We start from the raw sequence: 24056 nt of genomic DNA, 5'->3' as shown, positions 1-24056 counted from the left end.
TGGACGACGCGGGCGCCGAGGCGTGGCTCGCCGCCAACGCGGCACAGATCAACCAGACCCTGAACGCCATAGCCGGCCAGCAGCATGCCGTCGTCGGCCAGCAGGGCGGAGAGGTTGTGAATGGCCGCGCGCGTGGTCGGCTTGTCGAAGTAAATCAGCAGGTTGCGGCAGAAGATGACGTCGTAATGGCGGCTGTAGGTGGCCGTATCGAACTGCAGCAGGTTGCCCTGCCTGAACGTGACCTGTTCGCGCAAGGCGTCGATGATGCGGTAGGAATCGTCGGCCACATGCGTGAAATAGCGTTCGCGGAAGGCCACGTCCTGGGCGCGGAAGGCGTTGCGGCCATAGATGCCGGCCTGCGCCCGTTCGATGCAGCCGGGGCTCAGGTCATAGGCGTCGATGCTGAACGCCTGTTTCGGCACGGCGCCGTCGCGCAGCGCCATGGCCATCGAATATGGTTCCTCGCCGCCGGCGCAGGGAATCGACAGGATGCGCGTGGCGCGGCCCCGCGCCCAGCGTTCCTGCACCAGTTCGACGGTGGCGTAAAACGCCTGCGGGTCGCGGAACAGCCATGATTCGGGCACCACCACCAGTTCGATCAATTGCGTCATTTCGGCCGGCGTGAGCGCCTGCAGGTAGGCCTCGCTGTCGGCAAAGCCCGTTTGCTCCATGCGCTGGCTGACGGCCCGCTCGGCCACGGCTTTCGAGACGGACAGCCCGGTGGCGCGGCGCAGCAGCGTTTGCGCCGTCATGCCGCGCTCCCGGCCGGAAACAGCAGCGCGCGCACGTCGGGCGGCAGCAGGTGTTCGAGTTCCACCAGTTGCACGATGCCGTCGGCGTCGCTGGCCACCTGGCCCAGGAAGGGCGCCGTCGCCACGCCGCTGTCGTCGAGTTTTTGCGGATCGATGTCGGCGATGCCGCGCACCTGCGAGGCCATCAGCCCCAGCGCATGCGCGGCGCCGCCAGGCGCGCGGTAGTCGACGATGACGATGCGCGTGTCGAATTGCGCGGCCGCTGCGGGCAGCCCGGCCAGGCGCGACAGGTCGATCACGGGCACGGGCGCGCCGTGCAAGTCCATCAGCCCGGCCACATAATCGGGCGTGAGCGGCAACTGCTTGAGCTCCAGCAGCGGCAGCACGCGCACGATGCCGGCCAGCGGCAGGCCGTAGCGGTCGCGTCCGATGTGAAAGAGCAGTACTTTCATGGGGTTCAGATGGTGACGGCGAAGGTCGACACGCTCGACTGCAGGTCGCCGGCCGCGTACTGCAGCTGGTGCACCGCCTCGCTGGTGGCTTTCAGCGATTCCACCGTCTGCTGCGTGGCGTCGTTGAGCTGCATCATGGTGTCGGAAATCTGCGAGGCGCCGATCGCCTGCGACTGCATGCCTTGCAGCACGGCGTCAAACTGCGGCGTGAGTTTCTGCACCTGGTCCATCACGGACGACAGCTGTTCGGCCACTTGCCGCACTTCGCCCACGCTGCGGCGGATTTCCTCCGAAAATTTGTCCATGCCCATCACGCTGGCGGACACGGCCGATTGCATTTCCTTCAGCATTTGCTCGATATCCCAGGTGGACACGGAGGTCTGGTCGGCCAGGCGGCGGATTTCGGTGGCCACGACGGAGAAGCCGCGGCCCGCTTCGCCCGCTTTTTCCGCCTCGATGGCGGCGTTCAGCGACAGGATGTTGGTCTGGTCGGCCACCTTGGTGATGGTGATCAGCACGCTGTTGATGTTGCTGGCTTTTTCCGACAGGGCGGCCAGCTTGGCGTTGATGGAGTCGGTGGCCGAGACCATGTGCTGCATGGTCGAATCCATGCGCTTGAGGTTGTTCTGCGCTTCGGCCGTGGCATTCGTCGTGTAGTCGGCCACGGCGGTGGCGTCTTCCATGGTTTTCAGCAGCTGGCTCGTATTGGCCGAGATTTCCTTGGTGGTGCTGAGAATTTCCACGCTGGTTTGCGCCTGTTCAATGCCCGTGGCTTCCTGCTGGCGCGCCGAAGCGGCGATTTCCGTGGCCGAGGTCGTCACCTGGATGCCCGCCTTTTGCACATTGTTGAGCAGGCTGCGCAGGTTCTCGAACATCTTCGCCAGGCCGTTGCCCAGCTGGCCGATGGCGTCGCTGCCGGTGATGCTGACCTTGCCCGTCAAGTCGCCCGAGGCGGCCTTCGACACCACTTCCAGCAGCGAATCGACCTTGGCGCGCAAGCTATTCGTGGCGGCCAGTTCATTGGCCTGGTTGTCCTGGATGGTTTGCGCCATGCGGTTGAATTCTTCCGTCACCTTGCCCAGTTCGTCGCGCGAGATGATGGCGGCACGCGCGCCCTGCTCGCCGCCGGCGATGCGGCCGACGGCGTCCGTCAGGTTGTTCAGCGGGCCGAGGATGGCGCGGCCCAGCACGTAGGAAATGCCCAGCGCCAGCACGATGCACAGCACGCCGCCCAGCGCCAGCGTCAGCAGCATGGTTTCCTGCAGCCTGGCGGTGGTGGCCGTGCGTTCGGTCAGCAGGCGGGTTTCTTCGGCAGCCGCCTCGTCGAGCAGCCTGTTGGCTTGCAGGATGCCGGGCGAGCCGGCCGCAGGCACGAGGCGCGCCACCGCTTCGGTCGCGCCCGGTGCATTGCCCAGCGTGCGGCGTTTTTCGATCAAGGGGGTGATCCACTCCTTGACCCAGGCCGTGGTCAGCGCGTCAATCTTGCGGAAGCGTTCCGTCTGCGTCTTGTTATCGGCCGTCATGGTCATGGCCTTTTGCGTGTGCTGGCTCAGCACCGCCATCTCGTCGGTCTCCGAATTGAGCGACACTTCATTGCCGCTCAGGATGTAGCCCCGTGTTTCGACCTGGATTTGCAGGATGGAATTGTGGATCTTGTCGATCTCCACCAGCACTTCCATCGTATGCCGGTCCCAGGCATTGGCCTCGGACAGGCGCGAAAAGCTGTTGTAGGCGACGCCCAGCAGGATCAGGATGATGACCACGATCGAGCCGAAGCCCAGGTACAGTTTATTCTTGATACTCAGGTCTTTGAACATGGGAGGGCTCCGGAAGCGGGAAGGTCAGCACAATTGCACTGTAGCATTTTGCCATGCGGACAGCAAAATGGGGGCGATCTGGGCGCGCGCACGGCCGTAAATCACGGCCGAGTGCGCTCCAGACGTAAAAAAGCCGCCCATGGGCGGCTTTTGGCGGGCGCGGGAGGCGGTGCCTCCCGGCAACTACTTACTTCTGGCCGCGCTTTTCGCGGGCGATGGCGGCGATGCGCATGCGCAAGGCGTTGAGCTTGATGAAGCCGCCGGCGTCTGCCTGGTTGTAGGCGCCGCCGTCTTCGTCGAAGGTGGCGATGTTCATGTCGAACAGCGAATCGGTCTTCGAGTCGCGCGAGACGACGATCACATTGCCCTTGTACAACTTGATGCGTACCCAGCCGTTCACGGTTTCCTGCGTGTGGTCGATCAGGGTTTGCAGGGCGACGCGCTCGGGCGCCCACCAGTAGCCGTTGTAGATCATCGAGGCGTAGCGCGGCATCAGGTCGTCTTTCAGATGGGCAACTTCGCGGTCCAGGGTGATCGATTCGATGGCGCGGTGGGCTTTCAGCATGATGGTGCCGCCCGGGGTTTCATAGCAGCCGCGCGATTTCATGCCGACATAGCGGTTTTCCACCAGGTCCAGGCGTCCCACGCCATGCTTGCCGCCAACTTTGTTCAGTTCGGCCAGCACGGTGGCGGGCGACATGCGCACGCCGTTGATGGCGACGATGTCGCCTTTTTCGTATTCGATGTCCAGGTATTCCGCTTCGTCCGGCGCCTTTTCAGGGCTGACGGTCCAGCGCCACATGGTTTCTTCCGCTTCGGCGCTCGGGTTTTCCAGGTGGCGGCCTTCAAAGCTGATGTGCAGCAAGTTGGCGTCCATCGAGTACGGCGCGCCGCCGTTCTTGTGCTTCATGTCGATTTCGATGCCGGCGTCTTCCGCATACTTCAGCAGTTTTTCGCGCGACAGCAGATCCCACTCGCGCCATGGGGCGATGATCTTCACGCCTGGCTTCAGCGCGTAGGCGCCCAGTTCGAAACGCACCTGGTCGTTGCCCTTGCCGGTGGCACCGTGCGAAATGGCGTCGGCGCCGGTGGCGTTGGCGATTTCGATCAGGCGCTTGGCGATCAGCGGGCGGGCGATCGAGGTGCCCAGCAGGTATTCGCCTTCATACACGGTATTGGCGCGGAACATCGGGAAGACGAAATCGCGCACGAATTCCTCGCGCACGTCTTCGATATGGATGTTTTCCGGCTTGATGCCGAATTTGATGGCCTTGGCGCGTGCCGGTTCCAGTTCTTCGCCCTGGCCCAGGTCGGCCGTGAAGGTGACGATTTCGCACTGGTAGTTATCTTGCAGCCATTTCAGGATGACGGAGGTGTCGAGTCCGCCCGAATAGGCGAGAACTACTTTTTTAATGTCGCTCATATTGCTTCCAGTTGTCGTTGTCTATGTATGTAGTGCGATGCTGCCAGGTGATCGGCCATTTCCTGGCGAATTAACTGATTTTACCGAGTAACAGGTACTCGATTAAAGCTTTTTGCACGTGCAGGCGGTTTTCCGCCTCGTCCCACACCACCGATTGCGGGCCGTCGATCACTTCGGCGGCCACTTCCTCGCCGCGGTGGGCGGGCAGGCAGTGCATGAACAGCGCATCGGGCGCGGCGCGGGCCATCTTCGCGCCATCGACGATCCAGCCGTCGAAGGCGGCGATGCGGGCCGCGTTCTCCGCTTCGTAGCCCATGCTGGTCCACACGTCCGTGTTGACCAGGTGCGCGCCTTCGCAGGCGTCGGACGGGTTGGCGAAGAAGGTGTAGCGCTGCGTCTTGACCTGCGACAGGTCGATATCATAGCCCTTCGGCGTCGACACGTTGACGTGGAAGCCGAATACCTCGGCCGCCTGCAGCCACGAATACAGCATGTTGTTGGCGTCGCCGATCCAGGCGACGACCTTGCCGGCGATCGAACCGCGGTGCTCGATATACGTGAAGATGTCGGCAAATACCTGGCACGGGTGGTGTTCATTGGTCAGGCCATTGATCACGGGCACGCGCGAGTTGGCGGCGAAACGCTCGATGATTTCCTGGCCGAAGGTGCGCACCATGATGATGTCGCACATGCGCGACATGACTTGGCCCGCGTCTTCCACCGGTTCGCCGCGGCCCAGCTGCGAGTCGCGCGTGTTCAGGTAGATGGCGGCGCCGCCCAGTTGGTGCATGCCGGCCTCGAACGACAGGCGCGTGCGGGTGGAATTCTTTTCAAAGACCATCACCAGGGTGCGGTCGATCAGTGGATGGTAGATTTCGTAGTTCTTGAACTTGCGCTTGATCAGATGGGCGCGTTCGATCACATATTCGTACTCTTCCAACGTGAAATCGGAGAACTGGAGGTAGTGCTTGATCGGTTTTTTTGTAGACATAATGACCACTTGAAGATGCGCAGGCCGCCGGCGGCGTGCCTTTCCCGCCGGGTTGCATCAGCCGAAAAACGTCGTGCTGATGGCTGCCTTGCCCGGCGCGCTGCTGTGTTGACCGTCGCCCGTGGATGCCAATCGGGCGATACGATGCGGTTTGCCAAGTTGAAAATAATGCAATGGCAGGTACGTCAGCCGTTCAATTATAAGGGTTTTGCTTTTAGATTGGAAAGACCGTCCGGGCGCGTACTTGTATAGGCAAGCGCGCGCCCGTGTGCGGCAGGCATCAATAGATGCTGGCCGGGGCCGCGCCGTCCAGCTGGGGCGCCACCAGCGGCAGGTCCAGCGTGAAGTGCGTGCCGGCAGGGCTGCTGGCCACCTGGATGGTGCCGCCCAGCAGGGCCGTGACGATGTTGTAGCTGATCGACAGCCCCAGACCGCTGCCGCCCTGGCCCAGCTTGGTGGTAAAGAAGGGGTCGAAGATACGCGACAGATACTGTTCGGCGATGCCGCCGCCATTGTCGGCAAAGACGATCCGCACGCGCGCGGCGTCGGTCGTGGCCGACAGGCGCATGCAGCCCGTGCTGACGCTGCCGTCGTTGGCCGCCTGGTCGAAGGCGTGCAGCAGGGCATTGTTGATCAAATTGGTGATCACCTGGCCGAACGGGCCCGGATAGCTGTCCATGGCGATGCCGAAATCGATGTCTGTCTCGATGCGGTGGCCCGAGCTGCGGATGCGGTTCATGACGGTGGCGATGATTTCCGTGCTGACCTGCTGCAAGTCGAACTGTCGCCGCTGCTCGGTGGTGCGGTCGACGGCCACCTGCTTGAAACTGTTGACCAGGTCGGCCGCGCTGTGCAGGCCGCGCATCACCAGTTCGGCCGCCTTGCCCGCATCGTCGATGTAGGCGGCCAGGTCCGAGCGGCGCAGGCCGGCGCCGTTCATCAGGCGCGCCACGTCGTCCGTCTTTTGCTGCATGGTGCTGGCAATCAATAAGCTGTTGCCGATCGGCGTGTTCAGCTCATGCGCCACGCCCGCCATCAGCGAACCGAGGGCGGCCAGCTTTTCCTGCGACACCAGTTGCGCCTGAGCATCTTGCAGCTGGCGGTAGGCGCTGGCATTGTCGAGCGCGATGGCGCCGTACGCGCACAGGGTGCGGAAAATCAGCCGCTCGCGCTCGCCGTAGGCATTCGCATGGCAAGCCTGCACCGTCATCACGCCGAGCACGCGTTCGCCCACCATCAGCGGCACATACAGCACGCTCTGGTTATGCAGGGTGCCAGGCACGGTGTAGGCATGGCGCCGCGGCGGAACTTGCGCGATATACACCTCGCGCCGTCCAAGCAGGCAGCGCACGGAATAGGCGCGTGGATTACTCAGGGGAATGGCATTGTCGGGTAGCGGGCGGCCCGCCTCGATGCCGTGCGCGCGGCGCAGGGCCGTGCCCGCCGCGTCGAGCATGTAGACGGCAAAGGTGTTAACGGGTAGCAAGGCATGCACATGGCGGTCCAGCACCTGGAACACGGCGCTGGCGTCGAGGTGGGTGGTGATTTCCTGGCCGATGGCCGACAGCCGCTCCAGGGTATCGCTGGTCTGCTGCAGCACTTCGGCGCGGCGCGCCTCGGACGCGGCCAGTTCGCGGTGATGATAGCCTTCCGAGCGCGCATGTTCCGTCTGGTGGTAGACCTGCATGGCGGTGGCGCGGTTGCTCGCCTGCTGGGTGTGGCTTTTTTCGCGCGCCACGCCCGCGTCGAGCGCGATATCGTAGGCGCGCGCATAGTCGCCCGCATGCGCGTATTCGCGCGCCAGCGCATCGAGCAGCTCGCCGGGCGGCACATAGCCGTCGATCGAGGCGGCGACCTGCAATGCCTGGTGCAGATAGTGCAGGGCGGGGTTGCGCTCCTGCATGCCGGGCGGTGGCGGCAGGTCGTGGCGCGCATGCAGCATGGCCAGCACGCGCAATGCCGCCACCTGGTGCATGGCGTCGCCCTGTACCGTGGCCAGCTGGCGCGCCCGCTCTGCCGCCTGGTGCGCCTCGTCGGGACGGTCCAGGTAGGACAGTGCATGCGCGCTGCCGCGCTGGGCCATGCTGCGGAAATCGGCCTGGCCCAGCGCCTCGGCACGCTGCGCCAGGCGGCTGAAGGCGTCGAGCGCGGTGTCGTAGTCGCCCTTGTCCAGGCTCAGTTCGCCAAGGTGGAAGAGGGCGTTGGCGTAGGTGCGTGCGCCGGACACGGGCGCCAGGATGAGCAGCGCTTCGCGCAGCAAGTCCTCGGCGGCCGCCAGGCGTCCCAGCTTGCGCATGGTTTCCGCCGCATGCGTCTGGCAAGCGCCGATGCTGCGCGGCCAGCCCGTCGGGCGCGCCAGGTCGAGCGCGCATTGCATCCATTCCAGCGCCGATTCATGGTCGTTCAGGCTGGCGAAGCAGTCGCCGATATTGATGGCGGCCGTGATGGCGCCGCGCAACTGGCCGCTTTCCAGTGCCGCCTCGTAGCTTTGCATATAGTGACCGGCGGCCGTGCCCAGGTCGCGCGAGGTGTGCGCCAGCAAGCCGCGGAAGTCGTGTATCCAGGTGGCCAGCGGCGCGTCGAGCTTGCCACTGGCGCCGTCGGCCAGGAAGTGGCCGCCCCAGCGTGCCAGCGCGGCAGGCGCATCGCGCAGCACGGCCCAGCGCGCCGTGGCCGCGTCGGCCAGCCTGGCGCGCATGGCGTCGCCGGCGCTGCGCGCCTGTTCGCCCGCCGCCAGCAACTCGGCGTCGCAGCGCGCATGGTCGCCGCGGTCGACGGCGATCGACGAGAGCAGCCAGTGCACATCGGCGCAGCCGGCGCCGTCGCCGTGCGCGCACAGGATGGCGTGCGCCGCCATGGCCAGGCTTTCGGCCGCATCGAGCGAACCTTGCAACCATGCAACTTCCGCACGCACCAGCTGCAGGCGTGCCTGCGCGATGGCCAGGGCATGCGCCGGCAACTGTGCCAGCGGTAACAAAATGCTCGCTTCGGCCGCATACTGTTGTGCTTGTGTACAGTTGCGCTGGCGCAGATGCCATGCCAGCAGCATCAGCAAGGGCAGGCGCTCCACTGCGCGTAATGGCTGCAGTGAGTCTTCCCACTGTGCAATGTCATGTTCGAGGGCGAACATTTCCATCCGAAATCTCCCGCAAGGCGATGGTGTTGGCCAGCGGCCAGTGACACCTTATTGGATCGCATTGTAAGCTGCATTCGGATGCAGTTGTTTGGCGGACGGAACAGTTTTTTCTGCGGAATTCCCCGTCGTAAAGCAAGCGGGGCGCGCGCCAATCCCTGCCGGCTGGCGTGCGCCCCGTTGACGGGCCAGGGATGGCGGCCTTGCCGCTTGCCTAGCGCGCGGCGAAATGCACGGTGCTGGCGGTCTCGCCGGCCTTGGCGACCGCCCCCGGAATTTGGCTCAGTCCGGTAATGGCGATGATGTCGGCATCGCTGCGAAATTCCAGGCGGGTGCCGCTGGCCGTTTCAAAGACGCCCGGCGCGCGGCCGAACAGTTCCACTTCCGGCTGGCCCTTGAGCTGCGTGAAATAGCGGTTCACTTGCTGGCGCAGCAACAGGGTGTCGCCCGTGTCGAGCTGGTAGCGATTGCCGTACTGGCTGAATTCCTGGGGCGCCAGCTTGTAGGTCTTGCCGGAAATCTGGACTTTGTCCTGTTCGCCGATTTCCAGCGCGCTGGCGCTGAGGCTGGACAGGCCGAGGGCGAGGGCGGCGCTGCCGAGGGCGAGGGTGCGCGAGAACGATGCTTTCATGATTTCACCTTGTGATCGAGATGCTAGTTGGAGTTAGACCAGTGTTGTCTCCAGCAGGTTCGCTGGCGGGGACAATGCCAAGGTAGCAAGCGCTGTGGCGACGTGCCAGCGCAAAGCGATGAAACGCCGGAATCCGGCGCTGAAGCGCGAAATCGGGCGATGGACGGTTTTGGTAGGAATGCCGGAAAGTTGGCTATACAACAGAATTTAATTCTGTATTTGTGGAAATGATAGTGTTTTTATTGGTTTTACGCCCGCTGCGATAGCGGGCGCCATGGCAGATCAGTACAGCGTTTGCGCCGATTCGTGCAGCAGCTGGCCATACAGGGTATGGCGCATCTTGGCGATTTTTCCTTCAGCCATGGCTTGCAGGATCGCACACTGCGGCTCGATCAGGTGGCGGCAGTTATAAAACTTGCAGCCGCCCAGGTAGGGCTGGAATTCGCGGAAGGCCCGTTCCAGCATGCCTTCGGACAGGTGGTACAGGCCGAATTCCTGGAAGCCGGGCGAATCGATGATGGAACTGTTCGCGCCCAGCTCGTCGAGCTTGTACAGGCGCGTAAACGTCGTCGTGTGCTTGCCCGTGTCGAGCGCGGCCGAGATTTCGCGCACGGCGATGTCGGCGTCCGGCACCAGCAGGTTGATCAGCGACGACTTGCCCATGCCCGACTGGCCGATGAGGATGGACGACTGGCCCGCCAGCAGCGGTGCCAGGGTGGCCACCGCGTGCTCGGGTTCGGCGCGTGCCGAGACTTCATGCACGGGATAGCCGAGTGAAGAATACGGCAGCAGGCGTTCGCGGGTCTTGTCCAGCGAGGCCGTCACGTCCGTCTTGTTGAGGATGATGCGCGCCTCGATGCCGGCCGCGTCGGCCGCCACCAGCGAGCGCGAGATCAGGTCGTCGGCAAAGCCCGGTTCCGTCGCCACGACGATGAACAGCTGCGTCAGGTTGGCGGCCAGCAATTTCGATTTGTACTGGTCCGAGCGGTACAGCAGGGTCTTGCGTTCCTCGATGCGGTCGATGACGGCCTGGTCGTTGGAGGTGCGCGTCACGTGCACGATATCGCCCACGGCCACATTGGTTTTCTTGCCGCGCGTCACGCATTGCAGCTTGGCGCCATCCACGTCGGCCAGGTAGTGGCGGCCGTGGGCGGCGATGATGACGCCGGTCAGCTTGGTTTCCAGCTTTGCGTCGCTCATGGTGTGGTCGCGCCGCTGTAGTAAATGAGGTCAGCCTTGGCGGCGCAGATGAAGTCGTTTTCCGACAGGCCGCCGGCGCCCTGGTTGACCGAATGCGTGTCGTAGCGCACGGCGCAGGTTTTGTAAGTAATGATGAGCTCCGGATGGTGATCTTGTGTATGGGTCATATAGGCCAGGGCGTTGACGAACGCCAGGGTCTGGTAATAATTCTTGAAGCCGAAGTCGCGGCACAGCTTGCCGTTTTGCACGCGCCACTGCGGCAGCAGGGCGCCCAGCGTGGCGATGTCGGTGTCGCCCAGCGCCTGCTGGCGCGGCGCGCACGATAGCTGGGCCAGGTCTTGCGTAGTCGATGGCGTATTCATGCGGCAGCCCCTTTCAGGTGGCGGATGCGCACGCTGGCCGGCGGATGCGAGTCGTAGAAGGCCGAGTGCAGCGGGTCGGGCGTCAGGGTCGACGCATTGTCTTCGTACATTTTCACGAGCGCCGACACCAGGTCGTCCGCCTGCGTGTGCGTGGCGGCAAAGGCATCGGCCTCGAATTCGTGCTTGCGCGAGCTGAGCGAGGTCAGCGGTCCCAGCAGGAAGGTGAAGACGGGCAGGGCCAGCATAAACAGCAGCAGGGCCAGCGCATCCGTCGGCTGGCCAGTGAGCGCCAGCGCGACAGGATCGACGCCCAGGCCCGCATAAAACCACGGCTGCGTCTTCAGGTAGCCAAGCAGGGCCAGGAAGCCCAGCGAAATGACGAACATCATGGCGATGCGCTTGACGATGTGCTTGAGCTTGAAGTGGCCCAGTTCATGCGCCAGCACCGCTTCGATTTCCTGCGGCGCCAGGCGCGACAGCAGCGTATCGAAGAAGACGATGCGCTTGTTGGCGCCGAAACCCGAGAAATACGCGTTGCCGTGGGCGCTGCGTTTCGAGCCATCCATGACGAACAGGCCTTTCGAGGCGAAGCCCACGCGCTGCATCAAGCCTTCGATGCGGCTTTTCAGCGCGTCGTCGGCCAGCGGCGTGAATTTGTTGAACAGCGGGGCGATGACGGTCGGAAACAGCACCATCATCAGCAGCTGGAAGCCGCTCCAGACGAACCAGGCGTACAGCCACCACAGGTCGCCCGACTTGGCCATCAGCGTCAGCACGACCCAGATCAGGGGCAGGCCGATGGCAGCGCCCAGGCCCACGCCCTTGAGCATATCGGTAAAGAACAGCTTGCGCGGCATGGTGTTGAAGCCGAAACGTTGCTCCAGCACAAACTGGCGGTAATAATCGAAGGGCAGGTCGATCAGGCCGGAAATGGTGGCAAAGGCGACGATCAGGCCGATCTGGTACAGCATGGGCGAGCCCGGTCCCGTCAATGCATGCAGATACAGCGCCAGCCACTGCAGGCCACCGAGCAGGGTAAAGCCGATCAGCACGGCATAGTTGACCAGCAGGGTCAGCAGGCCGAACTTGGTCTTCGCCACCGTGTAGTCGGCCGCCTTCTGGTGCGCGGCCAGCGGGATCTTTTCCGCGAATTCGGGCGGCACAAAGGCGCGGTGCGCGAGCACGTGGCGGATCTGCCGCGAGGCGAGCCAGAAGCGCACGGCGAGCGTCAAAACGAGGACGGATACAAACAAAATCGAAAACGCGAGTGAATACATTCTGTGCCTGTGAGAAAATGGCTGATTATTTAGTTTGATTAGGCCAAGAGAGAATTATGTCACAAGCGACCGACTTAACCGCATCCGCCCCCGCCCCCGTCGTCCCGGCACGTCCAAATGAGATGAACCTGGTCTGGGTCGACATGGAAATGACGGGCCTGGAGCCCGATACCGACCGCATCATCGAGGTGGCGGTGGTAGTGACGGACATGCATTTGAACCTGCTGGCCGAAGGCCCCGTGTTCGTGATCCATCAATCGGATGAAACCCTGAACAAGATGGATGCCTGGAACAAGGGCACGCACGGCCGCTCGGGGCTGATCGACAAGGTCAAGGCGTCGACCGTGACGGAAGCGCAGGCGGAGGCGGAACTGATCGCCTTCCTGAAGAAATACGTGCCAGCTGGCAAGTCGCCCATGTGCGGCAACACCATCGGCCAGGACCGCCGCTTCATGGTGCGCGGCATGCCGAAGCTGGAAGCGTTCTTCCACTATCGCAATGTTGATGTATCGACACTGAAGGAGCTGTGCAAGCGCTGGAAGCCGGAAATCGCCACCGGTTTCAAGAAGCACCAGAAGCACACGGCCCTGGCCGACATCCTGGAATCGATCGAAGAACTGAAGTACTACCGCGAGCACTTCATCAAGCTGTAATGGTGTTGTCGGCTTGCGCGCTATGCGCTAAGCCGACCTGCGAGCCATGGATGCCATTCTTCGCCGCTGGCGTAGGTCGGCTTAGCGTCCCGGCGCGTAAGCCGACACATCGGCCGGGGCGAAGACAAGGGTGGACCAAGTGCCATCCTCGCCTTGCCACTGCAGCGCAAACGGTCCCGTTTGCCGCAAGTCCGTGACCCAGACGGTTGCTCCAGGTTCGCGGAAATATGCCGCGCACTGCCCGAACGCTTGCCCCAGTCCGCACACCACCAATCCCTCGCCCGCCACGGCGCACCATTGCTCATTGACATCGATCAGGGCCACGGCCGGGTCGCCATAGAATTCGCCCACGCCGGCTTGCCGGCCATCGGCCGCCGTCACCCTGGCATGTTCGTAGTCGTGCGTGACGACGTGATGCGCGCTGCGCGCCAATTCCTTGCTTGTCATGCGGTCTCCACGGTGGGCCAGACGGTTTCCTGGTCGGCGCGCGCCTCGGCGATCAGCCATTCGCAGAAGGCGTGCACGAGCGGCCGCGTTTCCGCCTGGGGCGAACGCAGCAGGTAATAGCAGTGGGGGCCGCGCACGGCGTGCTCGAACACGCGCACCAGGCGGCCCGAACGCAGGTCGTCGCCGATCAGGGGGCTGGCGGCGATGGCCACGCCCTGGCCGCTGGCGGCCGCATCCAGGCACAGATAGGTGTGCGAGAAGCGCGCGCCGCTGTTGCCGCTATTGCCGCTGTAATGCACGCCGCAGCTGTGCAGCCAGCGCGTCCAGTCGATTTCGCCGGGCAGGTGCACTTCCGGTTCGTCGTGCAGCAGCGGATAGCGCAGCAGGTCGGCGGGCTGGCGCAGGCTGGCGGCGTTGGCGCGGAAGCCGGGGCTGCAGACGGCGGAAAACCACTCTTCCATCAATAAATCCACTTTCAGCCCGGGATAGCGGCCCGGTCCCAGGCGGATGGCGACGTCGACGCCATCGCGCGCCAGGTCGACCGGGTGCATGGACGCCAGCACGCGCAGCTCGATCTGCGGGTAGCGGTCGCGCAGGCGGCCCAGGCGCGGCATCAGCCAGCGCGAGACGAGCGAGCTGGTGGCCGTCACCGTCACCACCTTGTCGTCGCCCTGGCGCCGCGCCTGCTCGGAGATGTCCGCCAGCTGGTTCAGGATCGGTCCCAGCGACGCCGCATAGCGCTGGCCTGCATTGGTGAGCACGACGCCGCGCGGCAGGCGCTGGAACAGCACGATGCCCAGCCACGCTTCCAGCTGCTTGACGTGGTGGCCGATGGCGCCGGCCGAGACGTGCAATTCCTCGCCCGCGCGCTGGAATCCTTCATGGCGGGCGGCCGCCTCGAAGGCGTGCAGGGCGGCGAGCGGTGGCAAGGGACGTGACATGGCAGTCTTCTGGAAAATTGAGCCTCAGTATTTTTCGGCCTATCCGTGAAGAATATTGGTTTGTTTCATTTTGCGCAAGCGAATATGATGCCGTCACTGCGTGAAGTGACCCGCAATAGGATTCACGCATGAATCATCTCCCGGCCTTGCTTGGCATTTATAGTTACAACGCCTGGGAAAACCGTCGCGAGCGGCAGTGATTTGTGGCTGAGAAGCGCAACCGTACGTCGGTACGGGGGTGCCGAGCTGGTGAGCATCGCCGGCCGCAAAGCGCGACGCGCGGCAGGTTTGCCCAGGTGTTACTGAAAGAGGTTTAGTCATGTCTGATCGCCGCGCTGTTGCGCTGGTGTTGCTGTCGGCCGCCGGTTTCGGCAGTTCCGCAGTGTTTGCCAAGGCGGCGTATGCGTCCGGGGTCAACCCGTCGACCATGCTGGCCTTGCGTTTCGTCATCGCCGCCATGCTGTTGCTGCCGCTCGTGTGGCTGGGCGGCTGGCGTTTGCCGCGTGGCCGCCTGCTGGCCGGCTACATGCTGATGGGCTTGATGTACACGGCCCAGTCGCAGGGCTATTTCAATGCCCTCATGTACGCCAGCAGCGGCCTGTGCGGCATGTTGCTGTATGTGTATCCCGTGCTGGTCACCATCCTGGCGCTGGCCCTGGGCTGGGAAAAGCTGGACCGGCGCATGCTGGTGCTGATGGCGCTGGCCATTGCCGGCATGGCCATCACCCTTGGCGGCAAGCTGCAGGGCCAGCCGATCGGCGTCGCGCTGGCGCTGATGGCCGCCGGCGTCTACGCCGTGTATATCCTGTTCGGCAACAGCCTGTCGAAAAGCCGCGAGAATATTCACCCATTGGCGGCGTGCGTGGTGATCCTGGGCACGGCCGGCCTGTCGAACAGCGCCATCGCCCTGTGGCAGGGCGTGTCCCTGCCGGCCACGGCGACGGGCTGGCTGGCCGTCAGCGCCATCGCCCTGTTCTCGACGGCCATCGCGATCGCCGCCTTCTTCGCCGGCGTGGCGCAGATCGGCGCGGCCAAGGCCTCGATCATTTCCACCTTCGAGCCCGTCATCACGATGGCGTTTGGCGTGACCCTGCTGAAGGAATCGGTCAGCGGCACGCAATTGCTCGGTGGCGCCATGGTCCTGGCGGCCGTGGTATTGCTGGCGCAGCGCCCCACGGCGAAACCGGCCTCCATGCCGGCAGTACAGGCCAGCGCCTGAGTTCAACGCTGACATTTTCTAAACACTGATCATTAGTCCCGATCAGTCTCCTTTGGCGCTGCGACGGGTTTCCCGTTGCGGCGCTTTTTTTTCGTCCGCTTCTTTTTCCTTTCCTGGCGCACGCACGCAAATAACTCTTGATTGCGAATGATTCTCATTTATAATTGATTTCAAGATTCCCCACCACCAGCCAGCCGATGCCAGCCAGTGTTCGCCTTGAAAGGAGACACCGTGACGAGCATGCCCCCTATTTGCAGTACCGATCTGATCACCAGCGAATTTGCCCGCCTGCGCCGCGAGAGCAAGGCCCGCCACCGCGACATCGCCGAGCAACTGGCCATTTCCGAGGGCGAACTGATCGCCGCGCATGCCGGCCTGTCGCTGGCCGATGGCGCCTTGCTGGGCGCCGAGCGCCTGCAGGCGGACTGGCCCGCCATCATTGCCGCCCTAGAACCGCTGGGCGAAGTCATGGCCCTGACGCGCAACGCGTCGTGCGTGCATGAAAAGACGGGCGTCTATCGACATGCCAGCCACAACAACCATGTGGGCCTGGTGCTGGGCGGCGAGATCGACCTGCGCGTGTTCTACCGCCAGTGGGCGCATGGCTTTGCCGTGCGCGAGCTGGGCGAGACCGAGGTGCAGCGCAGCCTGCAATTCTTTGATGCTGCCGGCAATGCCGTGCACAAGATTTTCATGAAGCCGCACAGCGACCTGGCCGCCTACGATGCGCTGGTGGCGCGCTTTGCCGATGCCGGGCAGGAGGCGGGCATCGCCGTGGCTCCGCTGGCGCCGCCGCCGGCCGAATTGCCCGATGCGCAGATCGACGTGGCGGGCTTTCGCGCCGCCTGGGCCGATTTGCGCGACACGCATGAATTTTTCACCCTGCTGAAAAAATATGCGGTCTCGCGCCTGCAGGGCCTGCGCCTGGCCGAGCCGCGCTTCGTGCAGCAGCTCGACAAATCCTGCGTGCTCGACCTGCTCAACGACGCCGCCCGCGAAAAGGTCGCCATCATGGCCTTCGTCGGCAATGCCGGCATGATCCAGATCCATTCGGGTCCCGTGCACAAGATCGCCGTGATGGGGCCGTGGATCAATGTCCTCGATGCGCGCTTCAACCTGCATCTGCGCGAAGACCATATCGCCAGTGCCTGGGTGGTGAAAAAGCCCACCGTCGACGGCCTGGTGACGTCCGTCGAACTGTTCGACGCCAAGGGCGACACCATCGTCATGTTCTTCGGCGAGCGCAAGCCGGGCGTGCATGAATTGTGCGAGTGGCGCAATGTCGTCGAGCGCGTGCTGCAGGAGGGCGAATTATGCGCCGCATGATCGCCGCCAGCGTGGCGCGCCGCATCGCGCTGAAAAAAATTGGGGCGGGTGCGCTGACGCTGGCTGCGCCGATGCAGGTGCTGGCCGCCGTCGCCGACGCCGGCAAGCCGAATCCGAAGCCGCGGCGCATCGTCAGCGTCGGCGGCGCCCTGACGGAAATCGTCTATGCGCTCGATGCGCAGGCCGAGCTGGTGGGCGTCGATACGACCTCGCTGTACCCGGCCTCGGCGCAAAAGCTGCCGCAGGTCGGTTATGCGCGCACCCTGTCGAGCGAAGGCGTGCTGTCGCTGGCGCCGACGCAGCTGATCGCCACCGAGGAAGCGGGGCCGCAGACGGTGCTGCGCCAGGTGCGAAACGCCGGCGTGCCGGTGGCGGTGCTGAACGCGAATAACAGGTTTGAAGGCTTGCTCGAGCGCGTGAAGCAGGTGGGCCAGATCACCGGTCGCATCGAACCCGCCGCGCGCCTGGCGCACAGCCTGCGGCAGCAGTGGGATGGCGCCGTGGCCAGGGTGCAGCAGCGCCAGCATGCGCCCGTGCGCGTGCTGTTCATCCTCGCCCACGCGCCGAACCAGGTGATGGTGGGCGGGCGCGAGACGGGCGCCGACGCCATGCTGGCGTATGCGGGCGCCGTCAATGTGATGGGCGGGCACGGTGGTTTCGCCGGCTACAAGCCGCTCACGCCGGAAGCCGTGATCGCCGCGCGGCCGGACATCGTGCTCGTCACCGACCAGGGACTGAAGGCCTCGGGCGGCGTGGACGGCATCCTCACGTTGCCGGGCCTGGCGCAGACGCCGGCCGGGCGCAGGCACCGCATCGTGTCGCTGGAAGCCATGCTGCTGCTGGGCTTTGGCCCGCGCATGCCGCAGGCGCTGACCGAACTCGACGCCGCCTTTGCGCAAGCCATGGCCGCATGACCGTGCGCGCGATGCCGCCGGCACTGTCCTGGCGCGTGTTCTGGCGTTTCCAGCGCTGGGGCGCCCCCGGGCTGCTGGCCGTGGCGCTGGCCATCGGCCTGATCGTCGCCGTGCAGGCCGGCGCCGTGCCGGTGGTGCTGGCCGACTGGCTGGCGCCTTTTCAGGCTGGCGACGAGGGGCTGTCCGGCGGCGCCTATGTGCTGTGGCATATCCGTTTGCCGCGCGCCCTGTTCGCCATGCTGATCGGCGCCGCGCTGGCGCTGGCCGGCGGCCTGACGCAGGGACTGTTCCGCAATCCGCTGGCCGATCCGGGCCTGCTGGGCATCAGCAGCGGCGCCGCCTGCGCAGGCGCGGCCACCATCGTTTTCGCGGCCAGCCTGCACGTGGCGCCCGAGCTGCGCGTGTGGCTGCTGCCGGCCGCCGCATTCGCGGGCGCCATGCTCATATGCGTGCTGCTCGACCGCGTCGCCCGCTGGGCCACGCCCGGTTCCATCGTCGGCCTGCTGTTGACGGGCGTGGCGCTGAACGCCATCACGGTGGCCGTCATGGGCCTGTGCATCTACATGGCCAGCGACGACCAGTTGCGCACCCTGACCTTCTGGACCCTCGGCTCGCTGTCGGCCGGCAGCTGGCGCCAGGTGGTGGCCCTGCTGCTGGTGCTGGCCGGCGCGCTGTGGGCCACGCGCTTCCTCATGCGCGCACTCAACGCGCTGGCGCTGGGCGAAGCGGCGGCCCTGCACGTGGGCATCGACGTCGGCCGGCTGCGCACGCAGGTGATCGTGCTGGTGGCCGTGCTGACGGGGTTTGCCGTCGCCTGGTGCGGCGGCATCGGTTTCATCGGCCTGATCGCGCCGCACCTGGTGCGCACCTGGTTGGGCGCCGACCAGCGCCGCGTGCTGCCGCTGTCGATGCTGGCGGGCGGCTTGCTGCTGCTGTTGGCCGATACCCTGGCGCGCAGCGTCGCCATCCCGGCGGAAGTCCCCGTCGGCATCTTCACGGCCCTGCTGGGCGGGCCCTTCTTCCTGCTGCTGTTGCGGCGTTTTCGCCACGGCACCGCCTGAAAGGACGCGCATGACGCCGTTACTGGAATTGACGTTCGCCACCACGAAACTGGGCCAGCAGTATTTTGGCCCCTTCAATGTGCAGGTCCACGCCGGCGAACGGGTCGCCATCCTCGGCCCCAGCGGCGCGGGCAAGTCGACCCTGCTCAAACTGATGGCGCGCGAATTGCGGCCGCAGGCGGGGCAGGTGGCGCTTGCCGGCCGTGCGCTGGCGCAGTGGCCGCTGGCCGAACTGGCTTTGCGCCGCGCCGTGCTGCCGCAAGGCTCGCACGTGGCCTTCGGCTTGTTGTCGGACCTGGTGATCGGCCTGGGACGGGTGGCGCGCCTGGCCGACCCGCAGCTGGAGCGCATCGTGCGGGAGGCTGCCGCCCTGGCGCACGCCTCGCATCTGCTGGGCCGGAGCATGGACACCATGTCCGGCGGCGAGCAGGCCAGGGTGCAGCTGGCGCGCATCTTTGCGCAGATGTGGGACGTGGAAAACGGGCTGATACTGGTCGACGAGCCGCTGGCGGCCCTCGATCCCGGCCTGCAGTTCGACTTGCTGGAAAGCCTGCAGCAGTTTTGCGCGGCGCGCGGCCACGCCGTCATCGCAATCCTGCACGATATCAATCACGCCTTGCTGGGCTTTGAGCGGCTGCTGCTGGTGCGTTCGGGCCAGCTGACCGCCGATATCGCCAGCGATGCGGCGGCGGTTCCCGCGCTGGCGGCGCTGTACGGCATCGCGCTGACGACGGCGACCAACAGCGAAGGCGACGTCTGCGTGATACCGGCGAGGCGCGCCAGCGCCGTGCGCCGCCTGCGCGCCTGAAGCATCAACTTTCAGCTTCTGGCGCCGCGCGCGGCCGCGCCATCCTGCCGCTGCCCAGCAGCCAGACCATCAGCGCGTCCGCTTCTTCGCGCGTGGCCGCCACTTCCTGCACGATGCCGAAGGCTTTCATGGCGCCGGCCGCCATCGCCTGCAGGCGCGCGCGCTCCTGCGCATCGGCTTCGACCGAGACCAGGCCCCGGCAAATGGCGGCCAGCGCCACCTTGTTATGCTTGAGCCACAGGCCGCGCCGCTTGCGGTCGACGTGCGCTTCGTCGCTGCGTTCTGCCTCGAACAGCATGACGAACGGTACGCCATGGCGCAGCAGGGCGTCCATGTCGTTTTCCCACAGCGGCGCATAGCCGGTGACGGCCGTTTCGGGACGAAAGCGCACGATGGGAAAATCGCTGACGTCGTGGATGGCAAAGAGGGCGGTGTCGGGTTTCATGGTGTGTTTCCTTGTGCGCTAGTGAGTGGGAATGCCTGCCAGCCGCCGCCCAGCGCCTTGTAGACCTGGACCAGCGACAGCGATGCGGTGGCGCGGCTGTCGACCAGCGCCGCCTCGTTGTTGATCAGGGTGTTTTGCACGTGCAGCACGTTGATCAGGTCCGTGCCGCCCTGGCGGTACTGCAGTTCCGCGCTGGACAAGGCGCGCCGGCCCTGGCGCACCGCCTCGTCGAGACTGGCCTGGCGGCGCGCATTGGCCTGGTAGCCGGACAGCGCGTCTTCCACCTCGTGCCAGGCGGCCAGCACCGTCTGGCGGTAGGCGATGGCCGCTTCCTGCTGCTGCGCCTCGCGCAATTGCAGGTTGCCGCGCAGGCGGCCGCCATCGAACAGGGGCACGCTGAAGCCGGGGCCGATGGCAAAGCGTTTGGCGTCCCAGCCGATGTCGCCCAGCTGCATGGCTTGCAGGCCGACGCTGCCCGACAGCGTGATGCGCGGATAAAAATCGCCGTGCGCCACGCCGGTGGCGGCGGTGGCCGCATGCAGCTGCGCTTCGGCGCGGCGGATATCGGGGCGGCGCTCGGCCAGGCCGCTCGGCACGCCCAGCTGCACTTGCGCCGCCATGGCGGGAATGTCACCGCTGGCGGCCAGTTCGGCCTGCAAGGCTTGCGGCGGCAGCGCCAGCAGCAGGCTGAGGGCATTGGCCAGGCGCGCTTCGCGCTGCTGCAGCGGCGGCAGGCGCGCCTCGATGGTGGCCACATGGGCGGCCGCTTCGGCCACGTCGAGTTCCGTCGTCACGCCTTCGCGCAGGCGGATGCGCGTCAATTCCAGCGTGTGGCGCGCGATGGCCAGCAGTTTTTCCGTGATGGCCAGCGTTTGCTGCGCGCCGCGCAGTTCGATGTAGTCGCGCGCCGTTTCGGCCAGCACGGCCAGCAGCACGCCGCGCCCGGCCTCCACGGCCACGTCGACGCGGGCGTCGGCCGTTTCCACTTCGCGCCGCACGCGGCCCCACAGGTCCAGTTCCCAGGCCGCATCGAGGTTGCTTTGCCACAGGTTGTAGGCGGACTGCCCATTGTGGCGCGACGGGTCGCTCAAGCCTTGCGCGCTGTTGCGCGCGCGGCCGTAGCTGCCATTCGCGCCCAGCGCCGGGCCTTGCGCGGCGCCGGCCACGCCGCGCGCGGCGCGGCTTTGCTCCAGCCGGCTGGCTGCCGCCAGCACGTCGAGGTTGCTGCTGGCGGCGCGCTGCACCAGCGACGACAGGGTCGCGTCGCCGAACGCATCCCACCAGCGCCGTTCGATGTCGGCGTCCTGCTGCGCGGCGAAGCGGGCGTCGTCCGCCTGGCGCCATTGCTGGCCCAGCGGCGCTTGCGGGCGCTGGAAGTCGCTGCCCACCGTGCCGCAGCCGGCCAGGCCGAGGGCGGCCATGAATACCAGTGTCTTCATCGCGCGCTCACCTGGCTGACCTGTTGCGGATTTTGATAGCGGATGGCCGTATCGATGCGCACTTCGGCCGACATGCCCACGCGCAGGCGGCTGTCGCCGTCCTGGCCGGGATCGAGCGCGATCCTGACGGGGATGCGCTGCACCACCTTGGTGAAATTGCCGGTGGCGTTTTCCGGCGCGATGGCGGCAAACGTGACGCCGGTGGCCGGTGCGATGCTGTGCACGGTGCCGCGCAGGGGGGCGCCCGGATAGGCGTCGACCGTGATGCTGGCGCTCTGGCCGCGGCGCACGTGGGTCAGCTGGGTTTCCTGCAGATTGGCGACGACGAAGGTGCGGTTCAACGGCACCACGGCCATCAGGCTGGCGCCCGGGTTGACGAGGGCGCCTACGCGCACGGCGCGGCGGCCGACGACGCCGTCGATGGGGGCCAGCAGCTGCGTGTGCGACAGGTCGAGCTCGGCCCGCTGCAAGCCGGCGCGGGCGCGCAGCAGGGCCGCTTCGGCGGCGCCTTGCTGCGCCTGCAGAATCTCCGTCTGCTTGCGCGCGGAGACGAGGGCGGCGCGGTTTTGCGCCACGCGGGCCTGGCTCACGTCGAAGCGCGATTGCGCCTGCTGCGCGTTCTGCACGCTGCCCGCGCCCTGGCCTGCCAGGTGCTGCGAGCGTTCCAGTTCCTGTTTCGCCAGCTTTTGCTCGGCCAGGTTGGCCTCGACGAGGGTGGTGGCCTGTTCGATCACCGATTGCTGGCGCTGCAGGGTGCCGCGGGCATTGCCCAGCTGCGCTTCGGCGCCGGCCACGTCGGCGCGGGCCGAGGCGACGGCCGCCTGGTAGTCGCGGTCGTCGATGCGCACCAGCAGCTGGCCCGCCTTGACAGCCTGGTTGTCTTCCACCAGCACCTGTTGCACGATGCCGCCCACCTTGGGGGAGAGGACGGTGTAGTCGGCGCTGACAAAGGCGTCGTCGGTCATCTGTTCTTCGCTGCGGACAAACAGCAGCTGCCAGGCACCATACGCGAGGGCGCAGGCCAGCAAGGCCAGGCCGAGGAGGAATGCGCGCGAGCGCAGGATGGGGATATTCATGGTGATGCTCTTTCGTGTAGTAAAGCGGGGGTGAAGATTCAGGCGGCGCGCGGCGGATGGACGCGCGTCGGCATGATGGGAATGATCACGATCATGGCCAGCGCGATGGCGGCCACCGTGAGGTACAGGTCGGACGAGGTCAGGGTGACCACCTGCGCATGCATGCGCGCACCCAGGCCGGCCATGTCGACGCCCTCGGGCAGGTTGCCCAGGCGTTCGCTCAGCACCGTCGAGTGAAAGTGGTTGCGGCGCGTGATCAGCGCGTCGAGCACGGCGCCGGCGACGACGGCCGACATGCCCTTGATGGTGTTGAACCAGGCCGAGGCGAACGGCCCGTCCTGCGGCGCCAGGCCCGTGGTGGCCAGCAGCAGCAAGGGAATCACGGCCATGGGCTGGGCGAAGATCTGCATCGCCTGCAGCAGGTAAAAGTGCGTGCGTATCCAGTCCGGCGACATGCGCGCGCCGAGCACGCACGCCAGCGCCAGCAGGCCCAGGCCGATGGCCAGCACCCAGCGGCAGTCGACGGCGCGGATATTGCACAGGGCGGCCACCAGCGGCAGGGCGATCAATTGCGGCAGCGCCACCATCAGCATCACGGGCGCCGTCTGCAAGGGGCGGTAGCCATGGACCTGCGCCAGGTAGGACGAGGGAATCAGGATCACGGCCAGCAGCACGAACAGCACGCCGCCCAGGGTCAGCAGGGCGTGGCTGAGGTTGCGCCGCGACAGCAGTTGCAGCTTGAAGAAGGGCAGCGGATGCGACCATTCGTTGATGAAGAACAGGACCAGCAGGGCGACGCCGCCGCCCAGCAGCACGCAGATCAGCGGCGAATGGAACCAGTCCAGGCGTTCGCCCTGCAGCAGGCCGACCACCAGCATGCTGATGGCGGGCAGGCCAAGCAGCAGGCCGCGCCAGTCGAACTGGCGCAGGCGCTCCAGGCGCAGCGGGTCTTGCGGCAAGCCCCAGGACACCATCAGCAGGGCGGCGATGCTGCCCGGGACGATTTGCCAGAACGCCCATTGCCAGCCCAGGTATTCGGTCCAGAAGGCGGCCAGCGGCGTGCCCAGGCTGGGGCCGAAGGTGGCGCTCAGGGCGTAGCCGCCCAGGCCATACAGCTTGATGTTGGGCGGCAGGAAGCGCAGCGCCACCGTCATCAGCATGGGCGGCAGCGCGCCGCCGGCCGCGCCCTGCACCACGCGCAGCACGATCAGCACGGACAGGTTGGGCGCGAACGGGCATAGCACGCCGGCGGCCATGCAGGTGACGATGGCGGCCAGGGTGATGCGCCGCAGCGAGAAGGTGACGGAGCACCATGGCGCGAAGGCCATGGCGGAGACCGAGGCGGCCGCATACAGGGCGACGAGCCAGCTGGCATCGTCGCGCGCAATGCCCATCGCGCCGCGGATGTCGGCCAGCGCGATCTTGGTGATGTTTTCATTCAGGCCGGAGACCAGCACGGCCAGCAGCACGCCGGCCAGGCCGGTCGCCAGGCGCAGGCCAAAGACGGCCGGTGCGGGCGGCGCCGCTGGCGCGGCAGGGGAGGGAGGGGGCGGCGCGGCCGCAGGGACGGCGCCGGATAGCGGTACAGCAGACACAGGGAACTCCGTGGACGAGAATCAGTCCACGCAGTATAGGCAGCGCTTAATGTTGTGAAAATTGATCATTGAGGAATGCTCGATTGCGTCTGAC

At 65.7% G+C, this 24056-nt stretch carries 22 protein-coding genes; 6 read left to right on the top strand and 16 right to left on the bottom strand.

Translation table 11 applies throughout. The features are described from left to right. From AC1RDJ_RS26425 to AC1RDJ_RS26380, 10 genes are all read right to left on the bottom strand, one after another. On the bottom strand, window positions 1-752 hold a 752-nt coding region (locus AC1RDJ_RS26425; RefSeq protein ID WP_493029211.1), incomplete at its 3' end, for a CheR family methyltransferase. After that, the gene (locus tag AC1RDJ_RS26420) at window positions 749-1204 is read right to left on the bottom strand and encodes a chemotaxis protein CheW (protein WP_493029210.1); all 456 of its coding nucleotides are present in this window, start codon (window positions 1202-1204) and stop codon (window positions 749-751) included. The genes AC1RDJ_RS26420 and AC1RDJ_RS26425, both read right to left, overlap by 4 nt. Window positions 1205-1209: 5 nt before the next feature. After that, the gene (locus AC1RDJ_RS26415) at window positions 1210-3021 is read right to left on the bottom strand and encodes a methyl-accepting chemotaxis protein (protein ID WP_071324755.1); all 1812 of its coding nucleotides are present in this window, start codon (window positions 3019-3021) and stop codon (window positions 1210-1212) included. A gap of 187 nt (window positions 3022-3208) precedes the next feature. Beyond that, the gene (locus AC1RDJ_RS26410; protein WP_034759383.1) at window positions 3209-4444 is read right to left on the bottom strand and encodes an argininosuccinate synthase; all 1236 of its coding nucleotides are present in this window, start codon (window positions 4442-4444) and stop codon (window positions 3209-3211) included. A 70-nt stretch (window positions 4445-4514) separates the two neighbouring features. Next, a complete protein-coding gene (gene argF, locus AC1RDJ_RS26405) occupies window positions 4515-5435 on the bottom strand; it encodes an ornithine carbamoyltransferase (protein WP_071324754.1) in 921 nt (306 codons plus the stop codon). 280 nt (window positions 5436-5715) lie between these two features. Next, a complete protein-coding gene (locus AC1RDJ_RS26400; protein WP_493029209.1) occupies window positions 5716-8571 on the bottom strand; it encodes an ATP-binding protein in 2856 nt (951 codons plus the stop codon). Window positions 8572-8782: 211 nt separating this feature from the next. Then, a complete protein-coding gene (locus AC1RDJ_RS26395) occupies window positions 8783-9199 on the bottom strand; it encodes a hypothetical protein (RefSeq protein WP_493029208.1) in 417 nt (138 codons plus the stop codon). 282 nt (window positions 9200-9481) lie between these two features. Further along, window positions 9482-10399 carry a ribosome small subunit-dependent GTPase A gene (gene rsgA, locus AC1RDJ_RS26390; RefSeq protein ID WP_071324751.1) on the bottom strand — a complete coding sequence of 306 codons (918 nt, stop codon included), beginning with the start codon at window positions 10397-10399 and terminating at the stop codon, window positions 9482-9484. Further along, window positions 10396-10761 (bottom strand): 4a-hydroxytetrahydrobiopterin dehydratase, encoded by a 366-nt coding sequence (locus AC1RDJ_RS26385; RefSeq protein ID WP_071324750.1) that lies wholly within the window; start codon window positions 10759-10761, stop codon window positions 10396-10398. Before AC1RDJ_RS26385 ends, rsgA begins: the two co-directional genes overlap by 4 nt. After that, entirely contained in the window at window positions 10758-12038 is a 1281-nt protein-coding gene (locus AC1RDJ_RS26380; RefSeq protein ID WP_493029207.1) for a M48 family metallopeptidase, read from the bottom strand. The genes AC1RDJ_RS26385 and AC1RDJ_RS26380 overlap by 4 nt, the downstream gene beginning before the upstream one ends. A 56-nt stretch (window positions 12039-12094) precedes the next feature. Here AC1RDJ_RS26380 and orn point away from each other — a divergent pair, with 56 nt between their 5' ends. Continuing rightward, window positions 12095-12691, top strand: a complete 597-nt coding sequence (orn, locus tag AC1RDJ_RS26375) for an oligoribonuclease (protein WP_198043763.1) — start codon at window positions 12095-12097, stop codon at window positions 12689-12691. An 81-nt stretch (window positions 12692-12772) separates the two neighbouring features. Here orn and AC1RDJ_RS26370 read toward each other — a convergent pair whose 3' ends face one another. After that, on the bottom strand, window positions 12773-13138 hold the full coding sequence (locus AC1RDJ_RS26370) for a hypothetical protein (RefSeq protein WP_493029206.1): 366 nt from the start codon (window positions 13136-13138) through the stop codon (window positions 12773-12775). Next, a complete protein-coding gene (gene gcvA / locus AC1RDJ_RS26365; protein WP_071324747.1) occupies window positions 13135-14079 on the bottom strand; it encodes a transcriptional regulator GcvA in 945 nt (314 codons plus the stop codon). The genes AC1RDJ_RS26370 and gcvA overlap by 4 nt, the downstream gene beginning before the upstream one ends. A 319-nt stretch (window positions 14080-14398) precedes the next feature. Here gcvA and AC1RDJ_RS26360 point away from each other — a divergent pair, with 319 nt between their 5' ends. The 5 genes from AC1RDJ_RS26360 (at window position 14399) to AC1RDJ_RS26340 (ending at window position 19407) form a co-directional block, all read left to right on the top strand. Continuing rightward, window positions 14399-15298 carry a DMT family transporter gene (locus tag AC1RDJ_RS26360; RefSeq protein WP_493029205.1) on the top strand — a complete coding sequence of 300 codons (900 nt, stop codon included), beginning with the start codon at window positions 14399-14401 and terminating at the stop codon, window positions 15296-15298. A gap of 240 nt (window positions 15299-15538) precedes the next feature. Next, window positions 15539-16624, top strand: a complete 1086-nt coding sequence (locus AC1RDJ_RS26355; protein ID WP_071324745.1) for a hemin-degrading factor — start codon at window positions 15539-15541, stop codon at window positions 16622-16624. Then, window positions 16612-17538, top strand: coding sequence for a heme/hemin ABC transporter substrate-binding protein (locus AC1RDJ_RS26350; RefSeq protein ID WP_493029204.1), 927 nt, complete (start codon window positions 16612-16614; stop codon window positions 17536-17538). Before AC1RDJ_RS26355 ends, AC1RDJ_RS26350 begins: the two co-directional genes overlap by 13 nt. Next, entirely contained in the window at window positions 17535-18599 is a 1065-nt protein-coding gene (locus AC1RDJ_RS26345; RefSeq protein ID WP_493029203.1) for a FecCD family ABC transporter permease, read from the top strand. The genes AC1RDJ_RS26350 and AC1RDJ_RS26345 overlap by 4 nt, the downstream gene beginning before the upstream one ends. 10 nt (window positions 18600-18609) lie before the next feature. Next, window positions 18610-19407 carry an ATP-binding cassette domain-containing protein gene (locus AC1RDJ_RS26340; RefSeq protein WP_493029202.1) on the top strand — a complete coding sequence of 266 codons (798 nt, stop codon included), beginning with the start codon at window positions 18610-18612 and terminating at the stop codon, window positions 19405-19407. Between the two features lie 4 nt (window positions 19408-19411). Here the strand turns inward: AC1RDJ_RS26340 and AC1RDJ_RS26335 are convergent, their stop codons facing one another. From AC1RDJ_RS26335 to AC1RDJ_RS26320, 4 genes are read right to left on the bottom strand one after another with little or no spacing between them, the layout of a single operon-like run. Continuing rightward, window positions 19412-19852: a hypothetical protein gene (locus AC1RDJ_RS26335; RefSeq protein ID WP_493029201.1), complete on the bottom strand. Its 441-nt coding sequence runs from the start codon at window positions 19850-19852 to the stop codon at window positions 19412-19414. Next, a complete protein-coding gene (locus AC1RDJ_RS26330; protein WP_493029200.1) occupies window positions 19849-21291 on the bottom strand; it encodes an efflux transporter outer membrane subunit in 1443 nt (480 codons plus the stop codon). The genes AC1RDJ_RS26335 and AC1RDJ_RS26330 overlap by 4 nt, the downstream gene beginning before the upstream one ends. Then, complete coding sequence (locus AC1RDJ_RS26325) at window positions 21288-22367, bottom strand: HlyD family secretion protein (protein WP_493029199.1); 1080 nt, start codon at window positions 22365-22367, stop codon at window positions 21288-21290. Before AC1RDJ_RS26325 ends, AC1RDJ_RS26330 begins: the two co-directional genes overlap by 4 nt. 38 nt (window positions 22368-22405) lie before the next feature. Then, window positions 22406-23962 carry an MFS transporter gene (locus AC1RDJ_RS26320; protein WP_071324738.1) on the bottom strand — a complete coding sequence of 519 codons (1557 nt, stop codon included), beginning with the start codon at window positions 23960-23962 and terminating at the stop codon, window positions 22406-22408. Window positions 23963-24056 lie beyond the last annotated feature (94 nt).

It is taken from the genome of Janthinobacterium sp. GW822-FHT07H10 (genome assembly GCF_058798675.1).
The sequence above is the reverse complement of the archived record's forward strand: the minus strand, read 5'-3'. Positions and strand labels throughout refer to the sequence as shown.

Bases quoted from the DNA above. Each gene is read 5' to 3' on its own strand.
- AC1RDJ_RS26380 (WP_493029207.1), bottom strand. From the start codon at position 12,038: ATGTATTCACTCGCGTTTTCGATTTTGTTTGTATCCGTCCTCGTTTTG.
- AC1RDJ_RS26410 (WP_034759383.1), bottom strand. From the start codon at position 4,444: ATGAGCGACATTAAAAAAGTAGTTCTCGCCTATTCGGGCGGACTCGAC.
- AC1RDJ_RS26370 (WP_493029206.1), bottom strand. From the start codon at position 13,138: ATGACAAGCAAGGAATTGGCGCGCAGCGCGCATCACGTCGTCACGCAC.
- AC1RDJ_RS26345 (WP_493029203.1), top strand. From the start codon at position 17,535: ATGACCGTGCGCGCGATGCCGCCGGCACTGTCCTGGCGCGTGTTCTGG.
- orn (WP_198043763.1), top strand. From the start codon at position 12,095: ATGTCACAAGCGACCGACTTAACCGCATCCGCCCCCGCCCCCGTCGTC.
- AC1RDJ_RS26420 (WP_493029210.1), bottom strand. From the start codon at position 1,204: ATGAAAGTACTGCTCTTTCACATCGGACGCGACCGCTACGGCCTGCCG.
- AC1RDJ_RS26350 (WP_493029204.1), top strand. From the start codon at position 16,612: ATGCGCCGCATGATCGCCGCCAGCGTGGCGCGCCGCATCGCGCTGAAA.
- AC1RDJ_RS26415 (WP_071324755.1), bottom strand. From the start codon at position 3,021: ATGTTCAAAGACCTGAGTATCAAGAATAAACTGTACCTGGGCTTCGGC.
- AC1RDJ_RS26395 (WP_493029208.1), bottom strand. From the start codon at position 9,199: ATGAAAGCATCGTTCTCGCGCACCCTCGCCCTCGGCAGCGCCGCCCTC.
- AC1RDJ_RS26330 (WP_493029200.1), bottom strand. From the start codon at position 21,291: ATGAAGACACTGGTATTCATGGCCGCCCTCGGCCTGGCCGGCTGCGGC.
- argF (WP_071324754.1), bottom strand. From the start codon at position 5,435: ATGTCTACAAAAAAACCGATCAAGCACTACCTCCAGTTCTCCGATTTC.
- AC1RDJ_RS26355 (WP_071324745.1), top strand. From the start codon at position 15,539: ATGCCCCCTATTTGCAGTACCGATCTGATCACCAGCGAATTTGCCCGC.
- AC1RDJ_RS26325 (WP_493029199.1), bottom strand. From the start codon at position 22,367: ATGAATATCCCCATCCTGCGCTCGCGCGCATTCCTCCTCGGCCTGGCC.
- AC1RDJ_RS26385 (WP_071324750.1), bottom strand. From the start codon at position 10,761: ATGAATACGCCATCGACTACGCAAGACCTGGCCCAGCTATCGTGCGCG.
- AC1RDJ_RS26360 (WP_493029205.1), top strand. From the start codon at position 14,399: ATGTCTGATCGCCGCGCTGTTGCGCTGGTGTTGCTGTCGGCCGCCGGT.
- AC1RDJ_RS26340 (WP_493029202.1), top strand. From the start codon at position 18,610: ATGACGCCGTTACTGGAATTGACGTTCGCCACCACGAAACTGGGCCAG.
- AC1RDJ_RS26335 (WP_493029201.1), bottom strand. From the start codon at position 19,852: ATGAAACCCGACACCGCCCTCTTTGCCATCCACGACGTCAGCGATTTT.
- gcvA (WP_071324747.1), bottom strand. From the start codon at position 14,079: ATGTCACGTCCCTTGCCACCGCTCGCCGCCCTGCACGCCTTCGAGGCG.
- rsgA (WP_071324751.1), bottom strand. From the start codon at position 10,399: ATGAGCGACGCAAAGCTGGAAACCAAGCTGACCGGCGTCATCATCGCC.
- AC1RDJ_RS26400 (WP_493029209.1), bottom strand. From the start codon at position 8,571: ATGGAAATGTTCGCCCTCGAACATGACATTGCACAGTGGGAAGACTCA.